The 16,288-nt window shown below is 48.1% G+C and carries 15 protein-coding genes; 2 read left to right on the forward strand and 13 right to left on the reverse strand.

The window, feature by feature from the left end:
- The first annotated feature begins 13 nt into the window (after positions 1 to 13).
- Positions 14 to 1,216, forward strand: coding sequence for an MFS transporter (locus IEX98_RS10450; protein ID WP_188888976.1), 1,203 nt, complete (start codon positions 14 to 16; stop codon positions 1,214 to 1,216).
- Positions 1,217 to 1,372: 156 nt separating this feature from the next.
- Here the strand turns inward: IEX98_RS10450 and IEX98_RS10455 are convergent, their stop codons facing one another.
- The 9 genes from IEX98_RS10455 to IEX98_RS10495 all read right to left on the reverse strand — a co-directional run bounded on the left by IEX98_RS10455 (position 1,373) and on the right by IEX98_RS10495 (position 10,142).
- A complete protein-coding gene (locus tag IEX98_RS10455; protein ID WP_188888978.1) occupies positions 1,373 to 2,353 on the reverse strand; it encodes a cation diffusion facilitator family transporter in 981 nt (326 codons plus the stop codon).
- A 212-nt stretch (positions 2,354 to 2,565) separates the two neighbouring features.
- Positions 2,566 to 2,700, reverse strand: a complete 135-nt coding sequence (locus IEX98_RS10460) for a DUF4023 domain-containing protein (RefSeq protein ID WP_188888980.1) — start codon at positions 2,698 to 2,700, stop codon at positions 2,566 to 2,568.
- Between the two features lie 578 nt (positions 2,701 to 3,278).
- Positions 3,279 to 4,709: an LLM class flavin-dependent oxidoreductase gene (locus IEX98_RS10465; protein ID WP_188888981.1), complete on the reverse strand. Its 1,431-nt coding sequence runs from the start codon at positions 4,707 to 4,709 to the stop codon at positions 3,279 to 3,281.
- A 27-nt stretch (positions 4,710 to 4,736) separates the two neighbouring features.
- The gene (locus tag IEX98_RS10470; protein ID WP_188888982.1) at positions 4,737 to 5,555 is read right to left on the reverse strand and encodes an ABC transporter permease; all 819 of its coding nucleotides are present in this window, start codon (positions 5,553 to 5,555) and stop codon (positions 4,737 to 4,739) included.
- Positions 5,552 to 6,424 carry an ABC transporter permease gene (locus IEX98_RS10475; protein ID WP_188888984.1) on the reverse strand — a complete coding sequence of 291 codons (873 nt, stop codon included), beginning with the start codon at positions 6,422 to 6,424 and terminating at the stop codon, positions 5,552 to 5,554. Before IEX98_RS10475 ends, IEX98_RS10470 begins: the two co-directional genes overlap by 4 nt.
- 16 nt (positions 6,425 to 6,440) lie before the next feature.
- Positions 6,441 to 7,439, reverse strand: a complete 999-nt coding sequence (locus IEX98_RS10480) for an aliphatic sulfonate ABC transporter substrate-binding protein (protein ID WP_188888986.1) — start codon at positions 7,437 to 7,439, stop codon at positions 6,441 to 6,443.
- Positions 7,440 to 7,463: 24 nt separating this feature from the next.
- Positions 7,464 to 8,246, reverse strand: a complete 783-nt coding sequence (locus IEX98_RS10485; protein ID WP_188888988.1) for an ABC transporter ATP-binding protein — start codon at positions 8,244 to 8,246, stop codon at positions 7,464 to 7,466.
- 237 nt (positions 8,247 to 8,483) lie between these two features.
- The gene (locus tag IEX98_RS10490; RefSeq protein ID WP_188888990.1) at positions 8,484 to 9,098 is read right to left on the reverse strand and encodes a TetR/AcrR family transcriptional regulator; all 615 of its coding nucleotides are present in this window, start codon (positions 9,096 to 9,098) and stop codon (positions 8,484 to 8,486) included.
- Positions 9,099 to 9,236: 138 nt separating this feature from the next.
- Positions 9,237 to 10,142 carry an NAD(P)/FAD-dependent oxidoreductase gene (locus tag IEX98_RS10495; protein ID WP_188888992.1) on the reverse strand — a complete coding sequence of 302 codons (906 nt, stop codon included), beginning with the start codon at positions 10,140 to 10,142 and terminating at the stop codon, positions 9,237 to 9,239.
- Between the two features lie 352 nt (positions 10,143 to 10,494).
- On the opposite strand from IEX98_RS10495, the gene IEX98_RS10500 reads away from it, so the two are divergent.
- A complete protein-coding gene (locus tag IEX98_RS10500; protein WP_188888994.1) occupies positions 10,495 to 11,520 on the forward strand; it encodes an acyltransferase family protein in 1,026 nt (341 codons plus the stop codon).
- Between the two features lie 549 nt (positions 11,521 to 12,069).
- Here the strand turns inward: IEX98_RS10500 and IEX98_RS10505 are convergent.
- From IEX98_RS10505 to IEX98_RS10520, 4 genes are all read right to left on the reverse strand, one after another.
- Positions 12,070 to 13,254 carry a helix-turn-helix domain-containing protein gene (locus IEX98_RS10505; RefSeq protein ID WP_188888996.1) on the reverse strand — a complete coding sequence of 395 codons (1,185 nt, stop codon included), beginning with the start codon at positions 13,252 to 13,254 and terminating at the stop codon, positions 12,070 to 12,072.
- A gap of 30 nt (positions 13,255 to 13,284) precedes the next feature.
- Positions 13,285 to 14,037, reverse strand: a complete 753-nt coding sequence (locus IEX98_RS10510) for a DUF5986 family protein (RefSeq protein WP_188888999.1) — start codon at positions 14,035 to 14,037, stop codon at positions 13,285 to 13,287.
- A 280-nt stretch (positions 14,038 to 14,317) separates the two neighbouring features.
- On the reverse strand, positions 14,318 to 15,130 hold the full coding sequence (locus IEX98_RS10515) for a carbohydrate ABC transporter permease (RefSeq protein ID WP_188889341.1): 813 nt from the start codon (positions 15,128 to 15,130) through the stop codon (positions 14,318 to 14,320).
- Positions 15,131 to 15,234: 104 nt separating this feature from the next.
- Entirely contained in the window at positions 15,235 to 16,128 is an 894-nt protein-coding gene (locus IEX98_RS10520) for a carbohydrate ABC transporter permease (protein ID WP_188889001.1), read from the reverse strand.
- Between the last annotated feature and the right edge of the window lie 160 nt (positions 16,129 to 16,288).

Here is a 16,288-nt window from a genome sequence, read left to right on the forward strand (position 1 = left end):
GGAAGTGACGACAATGGAGTTTTCGTGGAAACGCAATTTAATCGTGCTGTGGATTGGTGTCTTTTTCTGCAGTACGGCCTATTCAATATCAATACCGTTCATCCCGCTTTTTCTGAACACCGAGCTTGGCGTGGAGAACCATCTGGAGACGTGGTCTGGCATCGCGTTCGGCATTACGTTTCTCGCCAGCGCCCTGATCTCACCCTATTGGGGCTCGCTTGCCGACAAATACGGCCGCAAGCCCATGCTCATGCGCTCCGGCTTCAGCCTGGCGGCGCTTTACTTCCTTACTTATTTCATTCATGATCCATACTTGTTTCTTATTCTTCGTATTTTCCAAGGACTGCTTGCGGGCTATGTGCCAGCGGCAATCGCAATGGTCGCAACCAATACGCCCGAGGATAAAACCGGCTATGCGCTTGGCATCATGGCGACAGCTGGCGCTACTGGCGGCATTATGGGACCGCTCGTCGGCGGCATTGTCAGCCACTTCATCGGCAACCGGGAATCATTCATTTTCTCCGGCTTTGTTGTACTTGTTGCTGCTCTCATTGCGACCTTCTTCGCCCATGAGAAAAACTTCAACCGCTCGGCTCCCCGCTCGTCCGTCCGGGAGGACCTCAAGCACGCTATGGAAAACCGGACGTTTATGACACTGCTCATCCTTGCAGGACTGGCTACCTTCTCGGTTATGATTTTGGAGCCGTTGTTGACCGTATACGTACTGCAGCTTGGAGCCAGCCGCAATGAAGCTTCGCTTCAATCGGGCATCGTATTCTCCGCTGTTGGCATCGCCACCTTGATCGCCGCCCCCCAATGGGGCAAGATCGGCTCTCGCATCGGCTTCTCCAAGGTGCTGTTTATCGGCTTGCTCGGCGGCGGTATCGGCAACTGTCTGCAATTTTTCGTCGGTCACTTTGCCGAATTTGGTATCCTTCGTTTCATTTATGGCCTATTCTTCGCCGGGGTCTACCCTGCGGTTAATGCCATGATCGTGAAGGTGACGGAATCTTCATTTCGCGGCCGGGCCTTCAGCCTCAATCAATCGTCCACCCAGTTCGCTACCATGTTGGGTCCCGTCATCGGCGGCGTGCTCGGCGGCGTCATTCCGATCCGGTGGGTGTTCGTCATCAACGGCATTATGCTAATTGCCGCTGCCCTGCTCGTCCGCAGACAGCATATGGAGGAGAAGCTCCACGCTCCTAGCGGCTCCTAAGCTGGTCTTCATCAGAATAAAAAACAAACCCTACAATCGACTCCCTCGCGTATATATGCGATGTTGATTGTAGGGCTTATTTGAATTTGAGCGGATCTTTTGACAATCGTCGATTTTCAATTTGTTGTTTTTGATATTCATCGGTTATGGATTGCTTTATACCTTCAATTCCATGTGCCGAATGACGGAACTCTCCACCTGAATAGTGGAGTGCTGAATGCCAAATTTTTCCTCGACGAGACGTATCGCCGCTTGAAGAACTGCTTGGCAGTTGACGCCATCCTCGACGAGCAAATGACAGCTCAGTGAATCCATTCCGGATGTGATCGTCCAGATATGCAGATCATGCACATCGGCAACACCTTCGATACTGCTGAGCGCCGCCTTCACCTCTTTGTGATTAACAGCAGCGGGTGTGCCTTCCATTAGAATATGGAGAGTGTGCTTGATCACACTCCATGCGCTTTTCAAGATCAGCAGCGCAACGACGACGGAAATGATCGGATCGGCAATGTTCCAATTGAACAGAAGCATGAGCAATCCTGCAATGATCGCGCCAACCGATCCCAAAGCATCGCCAAGCACATGCAGATAAGCGCTTCTGATGTTCAGATTGTTATGAACGTCGCCTTTGCGCGTCAACGCCCATGCGCTTGCCAGGTTAGCCAGCAGACCGACAATGGCGATCAGCATCATGGGCAAGCTGGACACTTCAGGCGGTTCGGCAAACCTGCCAATTGCCTCATAAACAATAAAGCCGGCAATGACAAATAACATAATGCCATTAAATAATGCCGCTAATATTTCAAACCTGTAAAAGCCGTAAGTTTTGTCAGGAGAAGCCGGACGCGAGGCGAACCAGACTGCAACTAAGCTGAGAATCAGCGCGCTGACATCGCTGAGCATATGCCCTGAATCCGAAAGCAGCGCCAGGCTGTTCGTTATGAGACCGCCAAAAAACTCCAAAAACATAATGCCGCCCGTAATGACGAGCGCAATAATTAACCCCGTTTTATTGCCATTCGCATCGTAATGATGATGATTATGGCCGCCATGGCTATGGCCATGATGATCATGATTATTGTGATTATGATCGTGACTACCGCTAATTCCTGATTTGTGTTGATCCTTTGCCATCGTCCATTCCCCCTGCCTACAGCTCTCCGCATGCAATGTAATATAGAAGCTCTTGAATTTCGATCTAATAATTAAAATTAACATATGAGCAACTGTTCATATGTTAATAATGCCTTACATTTCATCTGTTGTCAATGTGTCACATCTACCGCCAACTAAAGCTTGTCTGACCGCTTCATTCTCAAGCGGTCAGACAAGCTTTAACATGATCGTTATGGATTATTGGTATGCTTCTTGTTTGCCAGCTTTTCAGTCGGTTTGCCCTTACCGAAATGCTCCTTGTTTTTCTGCTGCTTTTGCTGCGTTTCCTGAACCTTAGCTACGAATTCATTCGTCGAATCGCTCATGCGGACACTCCCTCCTTTACCATTAAGTAGGTTTTCCGCACGCTCCAAACTTATTCGTCGTCTACCCCACTTTGCCGTGCCCATCTATAGTCGCTTGCAGACCATTATTGCGCAATATGCCGACTCTTTCTGCCGACTGCCGGTCATCAAAATGCAAAAGTGCATTTTGATGAGCTGAAAATCCCCTCTTTATGCCTTCAAAATGTAAAAGTGCATTTCAAATAGACCAAAATGACCGATTATCGCTTAAATCACTCAATCAACCTGCACTTTTACATTTTGATGGGTTAAATTGCTTAAATTGGCCCATTCAAAATGTACTTTTGCATTTTGATCTATAGAATCTAAGGTTACTTTGAATTTCTGCGCCATATGAGCCATTTTCTAACTATAGCGTGAACACAACCAGCCGCATAATTACCAAACGCTCTACAGTTGCCGGAACGCAAAGCGACCATCGCGAAAGGGGAATCCCCTCCGAAATGGTCGCTTTGCATCTTCCGCAATAAACCTTTTACTCTCGCCTTTAACCTGCATTCTGCGAAACCCAAGCAACTGCGGCATCGCAAACTTCTTATTTAACCTGCGCTTCCTGCTTCAGCTGTGCCAACTGCTTCTTGGCCAATTAAACCGTTCCAAGCGTTGTCTGCAGCACCCGCTGCCTCCTTCGCACGCTCATGGCTCGCCTGAAAATGGCGGAGGCCCGGGCGCGCCAAGCCGAGATGCTCGCGAAGCGTGCTTCCGGCGTATTCCGTACGGAACAGCCCCCGCTGCTGCAAGATCGGTACGACATGGTCGACGAATTCATCGAGGTTGCCCGGCAATACCGGGGGCATAATGTTGAAGCCGTCGCAGCCGTATTCTTCGAACCAGAGCTGCATGAAATCGGCCAATTGCTCGTAGGTACCGACGAACTGCATATGGCCCCGCGCGCCGAGCAAGCGTCCGCCCAGCTCCTTAATGGAGAGCTGCTCATTGCGTGCCATGTCCATGATAAGCTGCACGCGGCTTTTCATACCGTTGGTCGCCTCTACCGGATCAGGGATTTCCGGCAGCTGCCCTTCAACCGGATAGCCGGACAGATCGAAGTTCAGCATGGCCGAGAGCATTCCCACAATCATACTGGACGGAATCAGCGCTTGAAGCTCCTTATACTTCCGCTGCGCCTCCTCCTCCGTTGCTCCGATGATCGGCGATAGGCCCGGCATGATTTTCATGCTGCCTGACGACCTTCCGTACGAAGCAAGCTTGCCCTTTACGCTGCGGTAGAACGCTTGCGCTGCCTCCAGCGACTGCTGCGCGGTAAAGATCACTTCCCCAAACGCAGCGGCAAAATCCTGTCCCGGACCGGATGAACCCGCTTGGATGAGCACCGGATAGCCTTGCGGTGGACGCGGCACGTTCAGCGCCCCCTTCGTCGAATACCACTGTCCCTTGTATTCGACCTCCTTCACCTTCGACCCGTCGGCGAAAATCCCTGCCTCACGATCGATGACGAGCGCATGATCCTCCCACGTATCCCAGAGCCGGGTGACAACCTCAACGAACTCACGCGCCATCTCATAGCGCAAGCCATGCTCCGGGTGTTTATCCTTGCCGTAGTTGAAAGCTTCAACATCCAGCTGTGAAGTGACGATGTTCCAGCCTGCGCGCCCTTCGCTAAGATGATCCAGCGATGCAAATTTTCTCGCCACATTGTAGGGCTCATTATAAGTTGTCGATACAGTTGCCGTAAGCCCAAGCTTTTCGGTTACTGTCGACAAAGCCGCTAACAATTGTACGGGCTCCAGCATGCCCGAGGCCGAGTCTTCTACCCCTCGTACATAGAGGAGATCTGCTAGAAACATCATATCGAACTTGCCGCGTTCAGCCGTTTGCGCCAGCTTTTTGTAAAATTTGAAATCAAACAGCCCTTCCGCTCCCGATTCCGGATGACGCCAGCCGAAATGATGATGACCGCTATAATAAATAAATGCTCCCAAATGAAGCTGCTCGTTTCTTTTCCCCATCGTAAGTCCCTCCCGCTTTGGTGTTAGTCACCCTTTGAACGTATCGCGCCAGCGAAGCCACCGCTTCTCCAGCAGACGGACACCCGAATCGGACAGTTTGCCAATTAGGGCAAAAATGATGATACCGACAAATACGACATCGGTCCTCATATAAGCTCTTGCATCCTGAATCATATAGCCGACGCCGGCGCTCGCTCCCATCATCTCCGCAACGACAAGCACCAGCCACGAAATACCGAGGGACAGGCGAATGCCGAGCAAAATATTAGGCAGCGCCGACGGAATGATCAGCTTCGCTATGAGCTGCAGCCGCGAATATTGAAACATACGCGCAACTTCAAACAGCCTCACATCCACATTGCGGATACCGAGAAACGTATTCATATATACAGGAAAAAAAGCGCCTAGCGAAATCATAAGTATTTTCGAAAATTCTCCGACACCAAACCACAATATAAACAACGGAATAAGCGATAACAACGGGATCGTCCACATCATTTGCAGTGAAGGATCGAGCGTTTTTTCAGCGAGTTTGTTTAATCCCGTTACCAGACCAAGCAGCAATCCTGTTCCCGCTCCTATGAGGAAGCCCATCATCGCCCGATAAACGCTAATACTCAGATGCTTATAGAGCTCACCGCTAACGATCAGCTCCACAAATTGCTTCAAGATCGCCGTCGGTGCCGGCAGCATCGTTGCCGGTATAAGCTCCAGCCGGCTAACCGCCTCCCAGACGATTAAGATTGCCACTGGAAGCAGCCAGGCGTGGAGCGGCTTGGGGATACTGCGAAGCCAGCCTTCCTGCGAGAGATTCGTCCTCTTATCGCCCAACACTTGCCCGCTCATAACGTCCCGTCTCCTTTGTAGCTGTCCTGCCAGCGCAGCAATCGGCGCTCCAGCAGCTTCACCAGCGAATCGGTCAGTTTGCCTACCAGAGCAAATACGATAATGCCGACAAATACTACAGCAGTGAGCGAAAATGATCGAGCATCGTTGATCAAAAAGCCGATGCCAGAGCTGGAGCCCATCATTTCCGCAACGACGAGAACCAGCCACGCAACGCCAACCGACAACCGCACGCCAAGCAAAATGTTAGGCATCGCGGCGGGAACGATCAGCTTCGTGATCATATGCCATTTGCTGAACTGAAGCACCCGCCCTACATCGAACAGCTTGCCGTCTACCGAGCGGATGCCCAGAAACGTATTCACATAAAGGGGAAAGAACGTACCTTTGGCGATCAGCAAAATTTTCGACATCTCCCCAAAGCCGAACCATAAAATGAATAGCGGTGCGATAGCGAGATGCGGCAGCGTCCGCAGCATTTGCAGCGTCGGATCGAGCAGCCGCTCCGTTTTATAGGAAAAACCGACCCAAATGCCAGCCGCCAATCCCAGCCCTCCTCCAAGCAAGAAGCCAAGCAGAGCCCGCCATGCCGAGATGCCCAAATGACGTGCGAGCTCACCAGAAGCAGTCAGGCTGACGAATTCCTCTAAAATTTTACTGGGGGTCGGCAATAAGATCGGATTCAGCTTGCCCATCGTCCCTGCGACCTCCCAGATCACAAGAATGGCGATGGGCAGCGCGGCCGCCAGCAAAATATTTTTTAGCTGAATGGACCGTCTCATATTCAACCTGCGCCGCGTGCCCGCTTTCCCCTTCACGAGCGGCGTTGCTGCCGCCTTCTCCATAAGTACCGCCTCGTTTCCGTTCATTTCGTTATCGAATCGTCTATTTCAAAGCTTCTTCCACATACTGATTGTCGAACACGTCAGACACGTTGATTTTCTTGCGGATATTTCCGATCTCGAATTGGAAGTCAGCCGTTTTTTGCTGTTCGGCAATGATGGCATCGCTTACCGGCGTGTTGATTGTTTTGGAGCGCACAATCGTTCCTTTGATAACCTCAACCGGTACTTTGCGTTCCGTCGCATAGCGGTTCAATGCCTCATCCAAATTCTGATCTTCCCATAGCCGGGCTTTCTCGAATACTTTCAAGTAAAGCGTCACGAGCTCTGGATATTTGTCGGCAAAATCTTTCCGCACGATCTGGAACGACGGCGACAATACGCCGAGCTGCTCGCCATCGGTCAACACTTTCGCTTTGCCTGTCAACGTATTCAGCGTGATGTACGGGTCCCATGTTGCCCATGCATCTACAGCACCCGTCTCGAATGCCGGCTGCGCTTCATCCGGCTGGAGTTGAATAATCTGGACCTCGGAATCCTTAATTCCCGCTTCGGCCAGTCCCCGATACAGGAAGTTGTAGGCGTTGCTTCCTTTCGCTACAGCGATCTTCTTGCCTTTCAAATCCCCAACCGTCTTAAGCGTGCTGTTGTTCGGAATAATAATTGCGACGTTGTTCTTTCCTTCAAGCAATTGCGAGATCACTTTGAACGGAATATCCGCTGCCTGCGCTGCTACAATCGGCATATTGCCAAGGCCGGCAAAATCAAGATGATTCGACGCTATCGCTTCCGTCATCGGAGGCCCGCTCTGAAACTCCGCCCATTCCACCTTAACGCCCAGCTTCCCGAACTCATCCTCATACCACTTCGCCTCGCGCGCTTTACCGTTAAGGCCGCCGCTGCCCTGCACACCCAGTCTCACAGTCAGTCCTTCATATTTGTTGCCGCCTGTATTATCGCCGCCGCTTTTCTCCGTGTTCGCGCAGCCTGCGACTAACACCGCTACTATTAGAATCGCTGCCCATATTTTAAAAGATTTCATCGTCCATCTCTCCCCGCATTTGGTTTATATACCTGCACCATGATCGCGATCAACGGCAGGCTCTTCTACTTTCTCAAACTCGCTCAGCACTTTGCGCCGCAGCTCCTGAAACGACTGACTTGCTCTTTTCCGCGGAAAAGGAAGATCGATCGGCAGCACGGTGCGAATATGTCCTGGCCGAGGATTCATAATGACGACCCGCTCCGCGAGAAAAACCGCTTCATCCAGATCATGCGTCACAAACAGCATCGTCGTCCGGTTCTTCTGCCAGATATCGAGAAGCACCTCTTGCAGATGCGCCCGGGTAAAAGCATCCAGCGCCCCAAAAGGCTCATCGAGCAGCAGCACCTCCGGATTCCGCAGCAGTGCCCTTGCAATCGACACCCGCTGCGCCATCCCTCCCGATAGCTCACGCGGGTAAGACTTCTCGAACCCCTTCAGCCTAACCAGTGCAATGAGCTCATCGACTCTGGCCCGAACCTTCGAATCTTTGAGCGATAAGTTGCCGGCAATGTTCTTCTCCACAGTCAACCACGGAAACAAACGCGGCTCTTGAAAAATAAAGCCTTTCTCGATGCTTGGCCCTTCAATGGGCTTATCATTCAGAAGCACGGTTCCGCTGTAGTCGGAGTCGAGCCCCGCCACAATTTTGAGCAGCGTGCTCTTGCCGCAGCCACTTGGACCGATTAGCGTGATTAACTCGCCTTTCTTCACCTTCAGCGCAATATTGCTCAATGCCGTAACATCCCCTGCAGGGGATGTGAAAGTTCGGTTCAACCGTTCAATTACGAGCGTGTCGGCTGCCATCGAACCTCCTCCTCTCTATTTTTACAAAACTTACCTGATTACTTGGTTTTAGGTATAAAAAAAAGAGATGCCACGGAAAATAGACGCCTGTATCGCTACAAGCTTTATTGCCGGGTCAATCTCCAGTTGTCTGGTCGATTTGACGATATTCAATTTTCCATCCGCTCCACTTACAAACTGAACCGCGGTTCGTTTTGTTAATCGTAATAATAGCAATTGCCGGAATCAATTGTCAAACTATTTTTTTCGGCTATTTTCAGGCTGGCTGAATAACCGCACGATCGTTTTCGCTTGAATGCTTACCGGAATTTCATAACCAGGCGCCAATTGCAGCGTCAAACCTTGGATCAAGCTGACAAAATAGAATGCAAGCTGCTTCGGGTCGCCCTCTACAATAACGCCCGCTTCTTGCCCTTGCCGCATAATTTCAGCCATCGGCTCCAGATTGGCCGTAAATCTTCGAGTAGCGGCTTCCCGCAGCTCGGGATTAACCGTCTCATTGGTGCGAATACTTTGCAGCATGATCGTGAACGCCCAGTTTTCCGGTGTCGCAATCCAGCTCTCGCAAATCTCATGCAGTTTGTCACGGGCATCCAGCTCAAGCAACGCATGATCCGAAATTTTGCGGCCATAATTAATCTGCCCCCGCTGCAGCACCGCGCTAAATATGTCATCCTTGGAATTGAAATAATTGTACACATTGCCGACGCTCAGTCCCGCTTCCTTGGCGATATCCTTCACATTAGCGGAATCAATCCCTTGTTTTGCAATGACTTGGAGCGCACAATCCAGAATGTGCTCCCGTCTTGTTTCTCTCAGCAACTGGTCTTTCTCAACATTTCTCGGCGACACTTGAATCCTCCTAAAAGTTTTACGTAGTAAAACTACTTCGTAAGCATACGCTTAGTTTTGCGAAGCAAAACTTACTTCGTTTGCGCTTCGTTTCGCGAATGTTGCCATTATACCGAAAGCCGTCCAAGACGGGAAGGATTAAAAATCGGCGTGCATTAGTTCCGTATTCACGCCCATCGCAGCTCTGCTCCCCCCTGCGGCTGCTGCAATAAGCTGGGCCGGTATAATGACGGACGCATCGCCTGCGGCATACAAGCCGTCGATATTCGTCCGCCCAAAGTCATCGGCGGCAATGCCGCCATGCTCATTCAGCTCGCAGCCTAGCATATCAGCAAAAGGTAGTGTGTGCGCCCATGTCGACGTAACGAAGCCCCCGCTTCGTTTCAGCTCAACACCGTCCTCAAGAATGACGCAAGCCAGTCTCCCCTCGCTGCCCGTCAACCCTTTGATCCGCTGCTCAAACACTTGTATCCCTTTCGACCGCAGCTTCTCCGCCTGCTCGACTTCAAGTTTTTCACCGCCATTCATGCAGATCATGAGATCCCGGCTCCATTGATAGACCGTCATTCCCATATGAAAAGCGTGTTCCGCCGTATCCGTAATAATGACAAGCGGCTGATCCCTCAGCTCCCAGCCGTCGCAATACGGACAACTGAACAAGGAACGGCCGTAATAATCTGCTATTCCGGGAATCGCCGGAAGCTGCTCCTTAAGACCCGTTGCCAGAATAACGGTACGCGCTTCGTAACGTTCTCCAGCCTCCGTAGTCACGACAAAACAATTCTCGCCCTGTTTTTCAATGGTTGTCACCTTGACCGGTGTTATCGTAATAGACGGATATTTGCTCAACTCTTGATGCGCCAATGCCCGAAATTCAGCCGGCTTCACGCCGTCTCTCGTAATAAATCCATGTGATTCGCGAGTAACCGCATTTCTGGCCTTATTTTCATCAAATAGCATGATCTTTCTCCGTGCTCTTCCCAGTACCAGAGCGGCATTCAGGCCAGCCGGACCTCCTCCGATAATTGCACAATCCAATCGCATTGCGGCAAGCCTCCTTTAATATCTTGCATCAGTATGGCTCCCTTTGATGCCTTGCATTCACTTAAGCGTGCAACGCACATCACAAAAAGGCCAAAACAGCCTGCTCAGGCATCTTTGACCTTACTGCCAATACGGTATTGGAGATAGTTCTATCATTTTCCAAGTCGCATAGGCGGCTACCTCCTCCTTTACTACTATTTATGATTTTAGTATTTATTGGAATAAATATCCATGAAAATAGCTTTCAATCACAAGTCCTATAGATTTGAACGTATTCGCCTATGTTCGAGCTTTTTCGAATTGATTATCGTTAAGGAGAAGGGAAATTTTACAATTAGGATGGAGGGAATTTGTGAAGGAACGCAAAAAATGGATTGATGTCGCGCGCGGCCTCAGCATCATTCTTGTCGTGATGGGACATGCCGGCAACGATGTCATCAATCACTATCTGGGCTGGTTCCGCATGCCGCTGTTCTTTTTGGTGAGCGGACTGCTGTTCAAGGAGGTACCTGCCGGAACCTATTGGCATTGGGCTTGGCGAAGAATCAAGTTCTTCATGATTCCGTATTGCGCTTACGGCATCTGTATCGCGCTCCTTGTTGCTGTGAGGCTCAGGGACCCTATGTCGATTCCTCACGACTTGCTTCTATTGGCATATGGCGGAACGGTTTTGGGAGGATGGTATGGCGTCTTTTGGTTTATAACCTGCCTGCTCGTCGTCCATTTGCTGATGGGCTATTTATCCCGTTTCAGCCTCAAGACGGCAGCAATCGCCGTCGCGGTCTGCTACGCGGCCGCCCATGTGGTCAGCATGTCGCCGATGGCGAAATGGGACATTCCTTGGAATGCCGATGTGGCTTTAATGGCCATCGTGTTCTTTTTCCTCGGCTATGCTGGTAAAACGATACTGCCCGGCCTGCTGGAACGCGGCACCGCCTTTATTCCGTCGCTGATGATCTGGTTTATTGCAGCCGGACTGAATATCGGGGGGCTGTGGCAGCTCCGCATCGACATGAAAGCCAAGCTGTATAATCAGCCGGTACTCGATTTCATCGTGCCTGTCGCCTGCGTACTTGTCGTGCTCCAGCTCTGTTACTGGCTCTCCCGATACAAGGCCTCCAATGTGCTGGCATTTCTCGGTACCGTCACCATTGCGATTATGTATCTGCATGTGCCGATCAATATCGTGTTGGAGTTCGGCTTAGGCTTAAAATACGGCACACTTGTCTTTACCGCCGTCGGCGTCATCATCCCGCTAGGCATCGCTTGGCTTATGTCGCAATCGCAGCTTTTGAGCAAGCTATTCCTAGGCCCAGGCGGCTTTGGCCGTCCCAAGGAGAAGCCTGCCATGCAGCAGCAAGCTCCGGCTGGAGGCTAACATTTTTATTCTATAAAACTCGAAGCATTTGGTGATATGTTCGGAGTAAGGGCCCTTTTCGTTAAGAGGCCCTTCTCCCTTATGACAATCCTGTCGATAGCAGGTGAGTATCGGTAACCGTTGTACACATTTCTATCAATCGCTCCATTGTCCACTGTACATAGTTATCATTAATATTGCCAAGCACCAATGGTGTCTTGTTAAAACTACTTTTAACCTCATATTTTTTCTTTCTTTTTGCATTCTTACAACCATCCGTCTAATAGTATAAAAATCTTCAATTGAATAGTTCTTGTTTTTATTCACTGATTTTACAGAGAATCGTGGCTGTGCCCCTCTTTCTTCTCATCTAAAAATTTTGCATAAAATAAACCCTCAGTCCAAAAAAGCTCTTTGCTTTGGTACTTGCTGATGACCTTATCTACCTTTACTGATAAAGTGAAGATATCTTCTTGTTTAGGTTAGATTATTATAGAGCGAAAGATAAATCGACAATAAAGAAAAACAAAAAAAGGGCCATTTTTAAGGGCACCTTTGTAAAAATCAAAACTAACTAGTTTTGTCTTTAGATCTTGATTCTAATTTATCCTTAATACTCACTATGTTACCTGTATATGCGATTTCTGTCCTCAGATAACCTTCTTCCAATCCTAATAATTCTTCAACTTCTTCCCGCAACAAACTTAAACCGTAATGCTGCGATAATTTCTGCATAAACCCTTCACCGCTGATATAATCATTCTCAATTAACAATTCAATAGCTTGCTTCATCGAAACAGGATCTTTCAAATCTTTTAGATCATCTAGTGGCTCTTTTGTTCTCCAACCCTTTTGGCTCAGAGAACGTTGCATATACTGGTATGTTCCTTCATTGATTGCTCCTAATTTATAGGCTCGCATCACCATCGCCCCAATAGATACACACCACTTTTTCTTAAGCAATTTATAGTAGTTTAAATCGCTAGGATGAATGGATACATCCCTAAGAAAACTTTCTTTAGGCAGTAAAAATGCTGCGGCAAAATCATTCGCTTCTTGCTCAATTTGTTTAAATTCTTCTTTACTTAAGTCTTCTATATTTAGATATGGATCATGTAAAACCTTATGACCTAACTCATGAGCAACGTCAAACTGACGTCTGTAAAAAGAACGTTTATCATTACCTAAAACTATAGAGTAGTACAACTTTCCCTGTATTTCATGTTGAGAACCAAAAGCATCAATCATCTTATTATCTAACTTCAATGAAGAGACAACAAAACCCTTAGTTTCAAGCAAGTATATAATATCCTTAATCGGCTTATCGCTAAGCGACCAAGCCATTCTGACTTGATGGGCAATTTCTTCAACACTTTCAATATCCCGTTCAGAGAAGTCTGGAACATCAAGCTCTGGGAAATCAACGTACTCCTCAAGCAACGCACGAATAATCGTTAAGTACTTCACCCGATCGTACTGCATCTCTCTCTCTTTCTTTCCGGTAGTTAACAATGAACGAAAGTATGTGCTTCCCGTTTTCACTTCAACTGATGTTTCATAAAAGTACTCTCTAGGAAACTTCAAAATATTAGTTATATGCAGTAACGAGTCTAGGTTTGGAATAGCCTTGTTATTTTCGTACTTGGAAATCATCTGTTTACTAACAACAAGTTCATTGGCTAGATCAGTAATAGTAAGGCCGCGATATATTCTTCCCTCTCTTAGTCTCGCTCCGTTAAATTGTCGTTGAAACATTCAAAATTCCTCCTTATATCGAGAGGAATGTTACCCGTTATCTTCCTCTTTTTTCTCTTCAAGAAGCTTCTCTTTTACAATTCTCTCTTTTCGCATTTTAACCAAAGGTTTGATTTTAGGTATAACACCCATACTCTCTTCTACGTCCTCATTCAGAACAGCTACGTCGCTATATTCATCTTTAGAAACATACGCCGTCCAATCCACTTTATCAATTAATTCAAAATATCGATTAAATAGACGGGCCTCAACACCAACAATTTTTTTATTGATTTCCTGACCAACCACGAATACTACCTGCTTGACCAGAGGATACTCTTCACCTAATATCTTCTGTACTTCTAACAGCCTTTTATTCTCATAATCGTCAGTCAATGAATCGAATAACGTCATTTGTTGGTTGGAGAATTCTAAGGGACCGCTATTTAATGACACAAATGCATGAAAGTAGTGTATACTCTTCTTCCCAAAATTCTTTATTACAACATCTAAGTTCTTTTCCTTTGAGAAAATATACAAGCTACCAGAAGCTATATCCAAAACACAAACAAAGGCCCAAATACCTCTGCTCCTAGTAAGCACAACTAAATCATTTTGAAGAGCTACATCTTTAATACGACCAAACCGCTTATCCCAAGAACCACCATTTCTGAAGTTTCCGGTATCCAAACCATATTCCTTTTTAATATCATTCAAAACACTCGCCGTCTCTTGCGTAAAAGACCTGACCAATAATTCCGCTTTAGTATCATTCAACCCTAAACGGCTTAACAATTTTTCCACCCCCAGATCATCATTTCTATATTTTAATTTAATTATACTACATAAAAACAAAAAAAGTAAACCTATAACTTCTTTTTGTTGACTTTAATCTCCGAAATGCAACTACATTTCATTAACTTCTTTTCGAGCAACTTTTGTTCATACCTCACCCGAAAAACACACTATTGAAATGTATCATCTGTAGCATATTTTGCACTTCCCCTCACCTGTTTTTTACAGCAAAAAGCGCCGTCATAGCCCCTAAAAGGGGTAACGACGGCACTCTTATTTACCCATCCACCTATTTCACTGCACCCGCCGTTACACCCTCGGCAATCTGACGCTGGAACACAATGTAGATGATAATAACCGGAATCATCGACAGCAGCAGCCCCGCGAACAGCGGCCCCCATTCCGTGCGGTATTGCATCTCTGATTGCATAATCGCAATACCGACTGGCAGCGTATATTGGCTTGGATCGTTGATGAAGACGGTCCCCATAATGTACTCGTTCCAAATATTGAGCGCGTTCATAATGCCTACTGAGACTAGGCCAGACTTGGCCAGCGGCAGCATGACGGTAAAGAACGTTCGGCTGTAGCCCGCGCCATCGATAGACGCCGCCTCTTCCAGCTCCTTAGGCAGCGTCTTGAAGAAGCCGACGAGTACAAAGATACCAAAGGGCAAAGCGCTCGCCGTATACACGACGATAAGGCCAAACAGCTTATTAATGAGGTGAAGATCATTTAATAGGAAGAAAAGCGGGATAAGGCCCAAAATCATCGGAATCATCATGGCCGACAAGTACAGATTGTACAGCGCACCGCTGCCCTTAAAGGCGAATCTGGCCAAAATGTAGGCTGACGTCGCCGCCAGAAGCAGCGAAATCAACGTACTGGCGCCCGTCACGATCGTCGAATTCAAGAAGTAGCTGCCGAATCCGTACGTTTCCCAGACGTAGGTAAAGTTCGACCATAAGAGCGGAAATTTCGGCAGCGCCCACGGCTTGCCCAGCATAAACTGCTGATTATCCTTCAGCGCCCCGAGCAGCGTCCAGATGAGCGGGTAAAGAACAGCAACAGTCCAGAAAACGAGCACAAGGACGGTTAGCATTTTATAAAATGGATGTTGTTTCGTCGCAGACACTTGATCACCCCTAAACGTTAAGCTCAGCAAAACCTGCTTCGCAATTTAAAGCCTAGTAACCTTCACTCTTATTAGGCCAATTCAATCGTTTCCCTGCGAAGCAGGCGTTGCAGCACAACTGTCGTAATGAACGACAGAATCAGAATGAGGACGCCAATGGCTGCGGCATAACCCATATGATATTGACGGAAGCCCATCTGATACAGATAGGAGCCCATAACCTGTGTTGAATTATCCGGCCCGCCCTCGGTCATAATCCAGACGATAATGAAGGAACCATTCAAAGTCGTCATAACGATATGCAGAATACTAACCTTCATTTGCTCCCAGATGAGCGGAACCGTCACGCTCCAGAACTGTCTGCCTTGCGAAGCGCCGTCCAGATCAGCCGCCTCGTACAGCTCCGACGGAATACTGAGAATGGCAGCAATCAGCAAAATCATGTAGAAGCCGATACCCGCCCAAATCGACGGCCACAGAAGCGACCACATCGCTGTATTTTCCTGCCCCAGCCATGCCGTCTGCACTTGTTCACCCTTGAATAGAGTAAGAAATGAGTTAATAAAGCCCATATTCGGATTGTAGACGTAGCGCCACAGAACCCCGATGACGACGACCGAAATAATGTTCGGAATAAAGAAAATCACCCGATAAAATGACGAGCCTCTTATATTCAATCTCGTAATGGCAATCGCAAAAAGCGTCGCCAGAAGCAGAATGCCGATCACTTTGCCAACCACAAGAAAATAGTCATTTTTAATAGCGGTCCATATAATGGGGTCCTTCAACAGCTCGCGGAAATTATCGAGTCCGATGAAATCCATATTTTTCGCGCTTCCAGACCAGTCATAGAATGAAATATAAATGCCGCGAAATATCGGATAAAGCGTAAAGACGCAGAAGAAAACCAACGTCGGAATAATAAATGCGGCAATGAAAAACTTGCGTTTTGCCCGTTGCGACAAGACCGTCACCTTCCTTCAAGCCGGCCAGCCGGCCAACTCCTCTTGTACTTTTTTAAAACCAGAACCACCAGCAAGGATCAGACCGGGCAGCCCGGCTTTTCCTCGTTGGCGGTCTGGTTGGCGGTTGTTATGATGAAAAAATATTGCGAAAAATAATTAG

The sequence above is a fragment of the Paenibacillus radicis (ex Gao et al. 2016) genome (assembly GCF_014641555.1).
GTDB classification, from domain to species: Bacteria; Bacillota; Bacilli; order Paenibacillales; family Paenibacillaceae; genus Pristimantibacillus; species Pristimantibacillus radicis.

Excerpts from the sequence above, each read along its gene's own strand:
- IEX98_RS10450 (WP_188888976.1), top strand. The coding sequence starts at position 14 with ATGGAGTTTTCGTGGAAACGCAATTTAATCGTGCTGTGGATTGGTGTC.
- IEX98_RS10455 (WP_188888978.1), bottom strand. The coding sequence starts at position 2,353 with ATGGCAAAGGATCAACACAAATCAGGAATTAGCGGTAGTCACGATCAT.
- IEX98_RS10460 (WP_188888980.1), bottom strand. The coding sequence starts at position 2,700 with ATGAGCGATTCGACGAATGAATTCGTAGCTAAGGTTCAGGAAACGCAG.
- IEX98_RS10465 (WP_188888981.1), bottom strand. The coding sequence starts at position 4,709 with ATGGGGAAAAGAAACGAGCAGCTTCATTTGGGAGCATTTATTTATTAT.
- IEX98_RS10470 (WP_188888982.1), bottom strand. The coding sequence starts at position 5,555 with ATGAGCGGGCAAGTGTTGGGCGATAAGAGGACGAATCTCTCGCAGGAA.
- IEX98_RS10475 (WP_188888984.1), bottom strand. The coding sequence starts at position 6,424 with ATGAACGGAAACGAGGCGGTACTTATGGAGAAGGCGGCAGCAACGCCG.
- IEX98_RS10480 (WP_188888986.1), bottom strand. The coding sequence starts at position 7,439 with ATGAAATCTTTTAAAATATGGGCAGCGATTCTAATAGTAGCGGTGTTA.
- IEX98_RS10485 (WP_188888988.1), bottom strand. The coding sequence starts at position 8,246 with ATGGCAGCCGACACGCTCGTAATTGAACGGTTGAACCGAACTTTCACA.
- IEX98_RS10495 (WP_188888992.1), bottom strand. The coding sequence starts at position 10,142 with ATGCGATTGGATTGTGCAATTATCGGAGGAGGTCCGGCTGGCCTGAAT.
- IEX98_RS10505 (WP_188888996.1), bottom strand. The coding sequence starts at position 13,254 with ATGTTTCAACGACAATTTAACGGAGCGAGACTAAGAGAGGGAAGAATA.
- IEX98_RS10515 (WP_188889341.1), bottom strand. The coding sequence starts at position 15,130 with ATGCTAACCGTCCTTGTGCTCGTTTTCTGGACTGTTGCTGTTCTTTAC.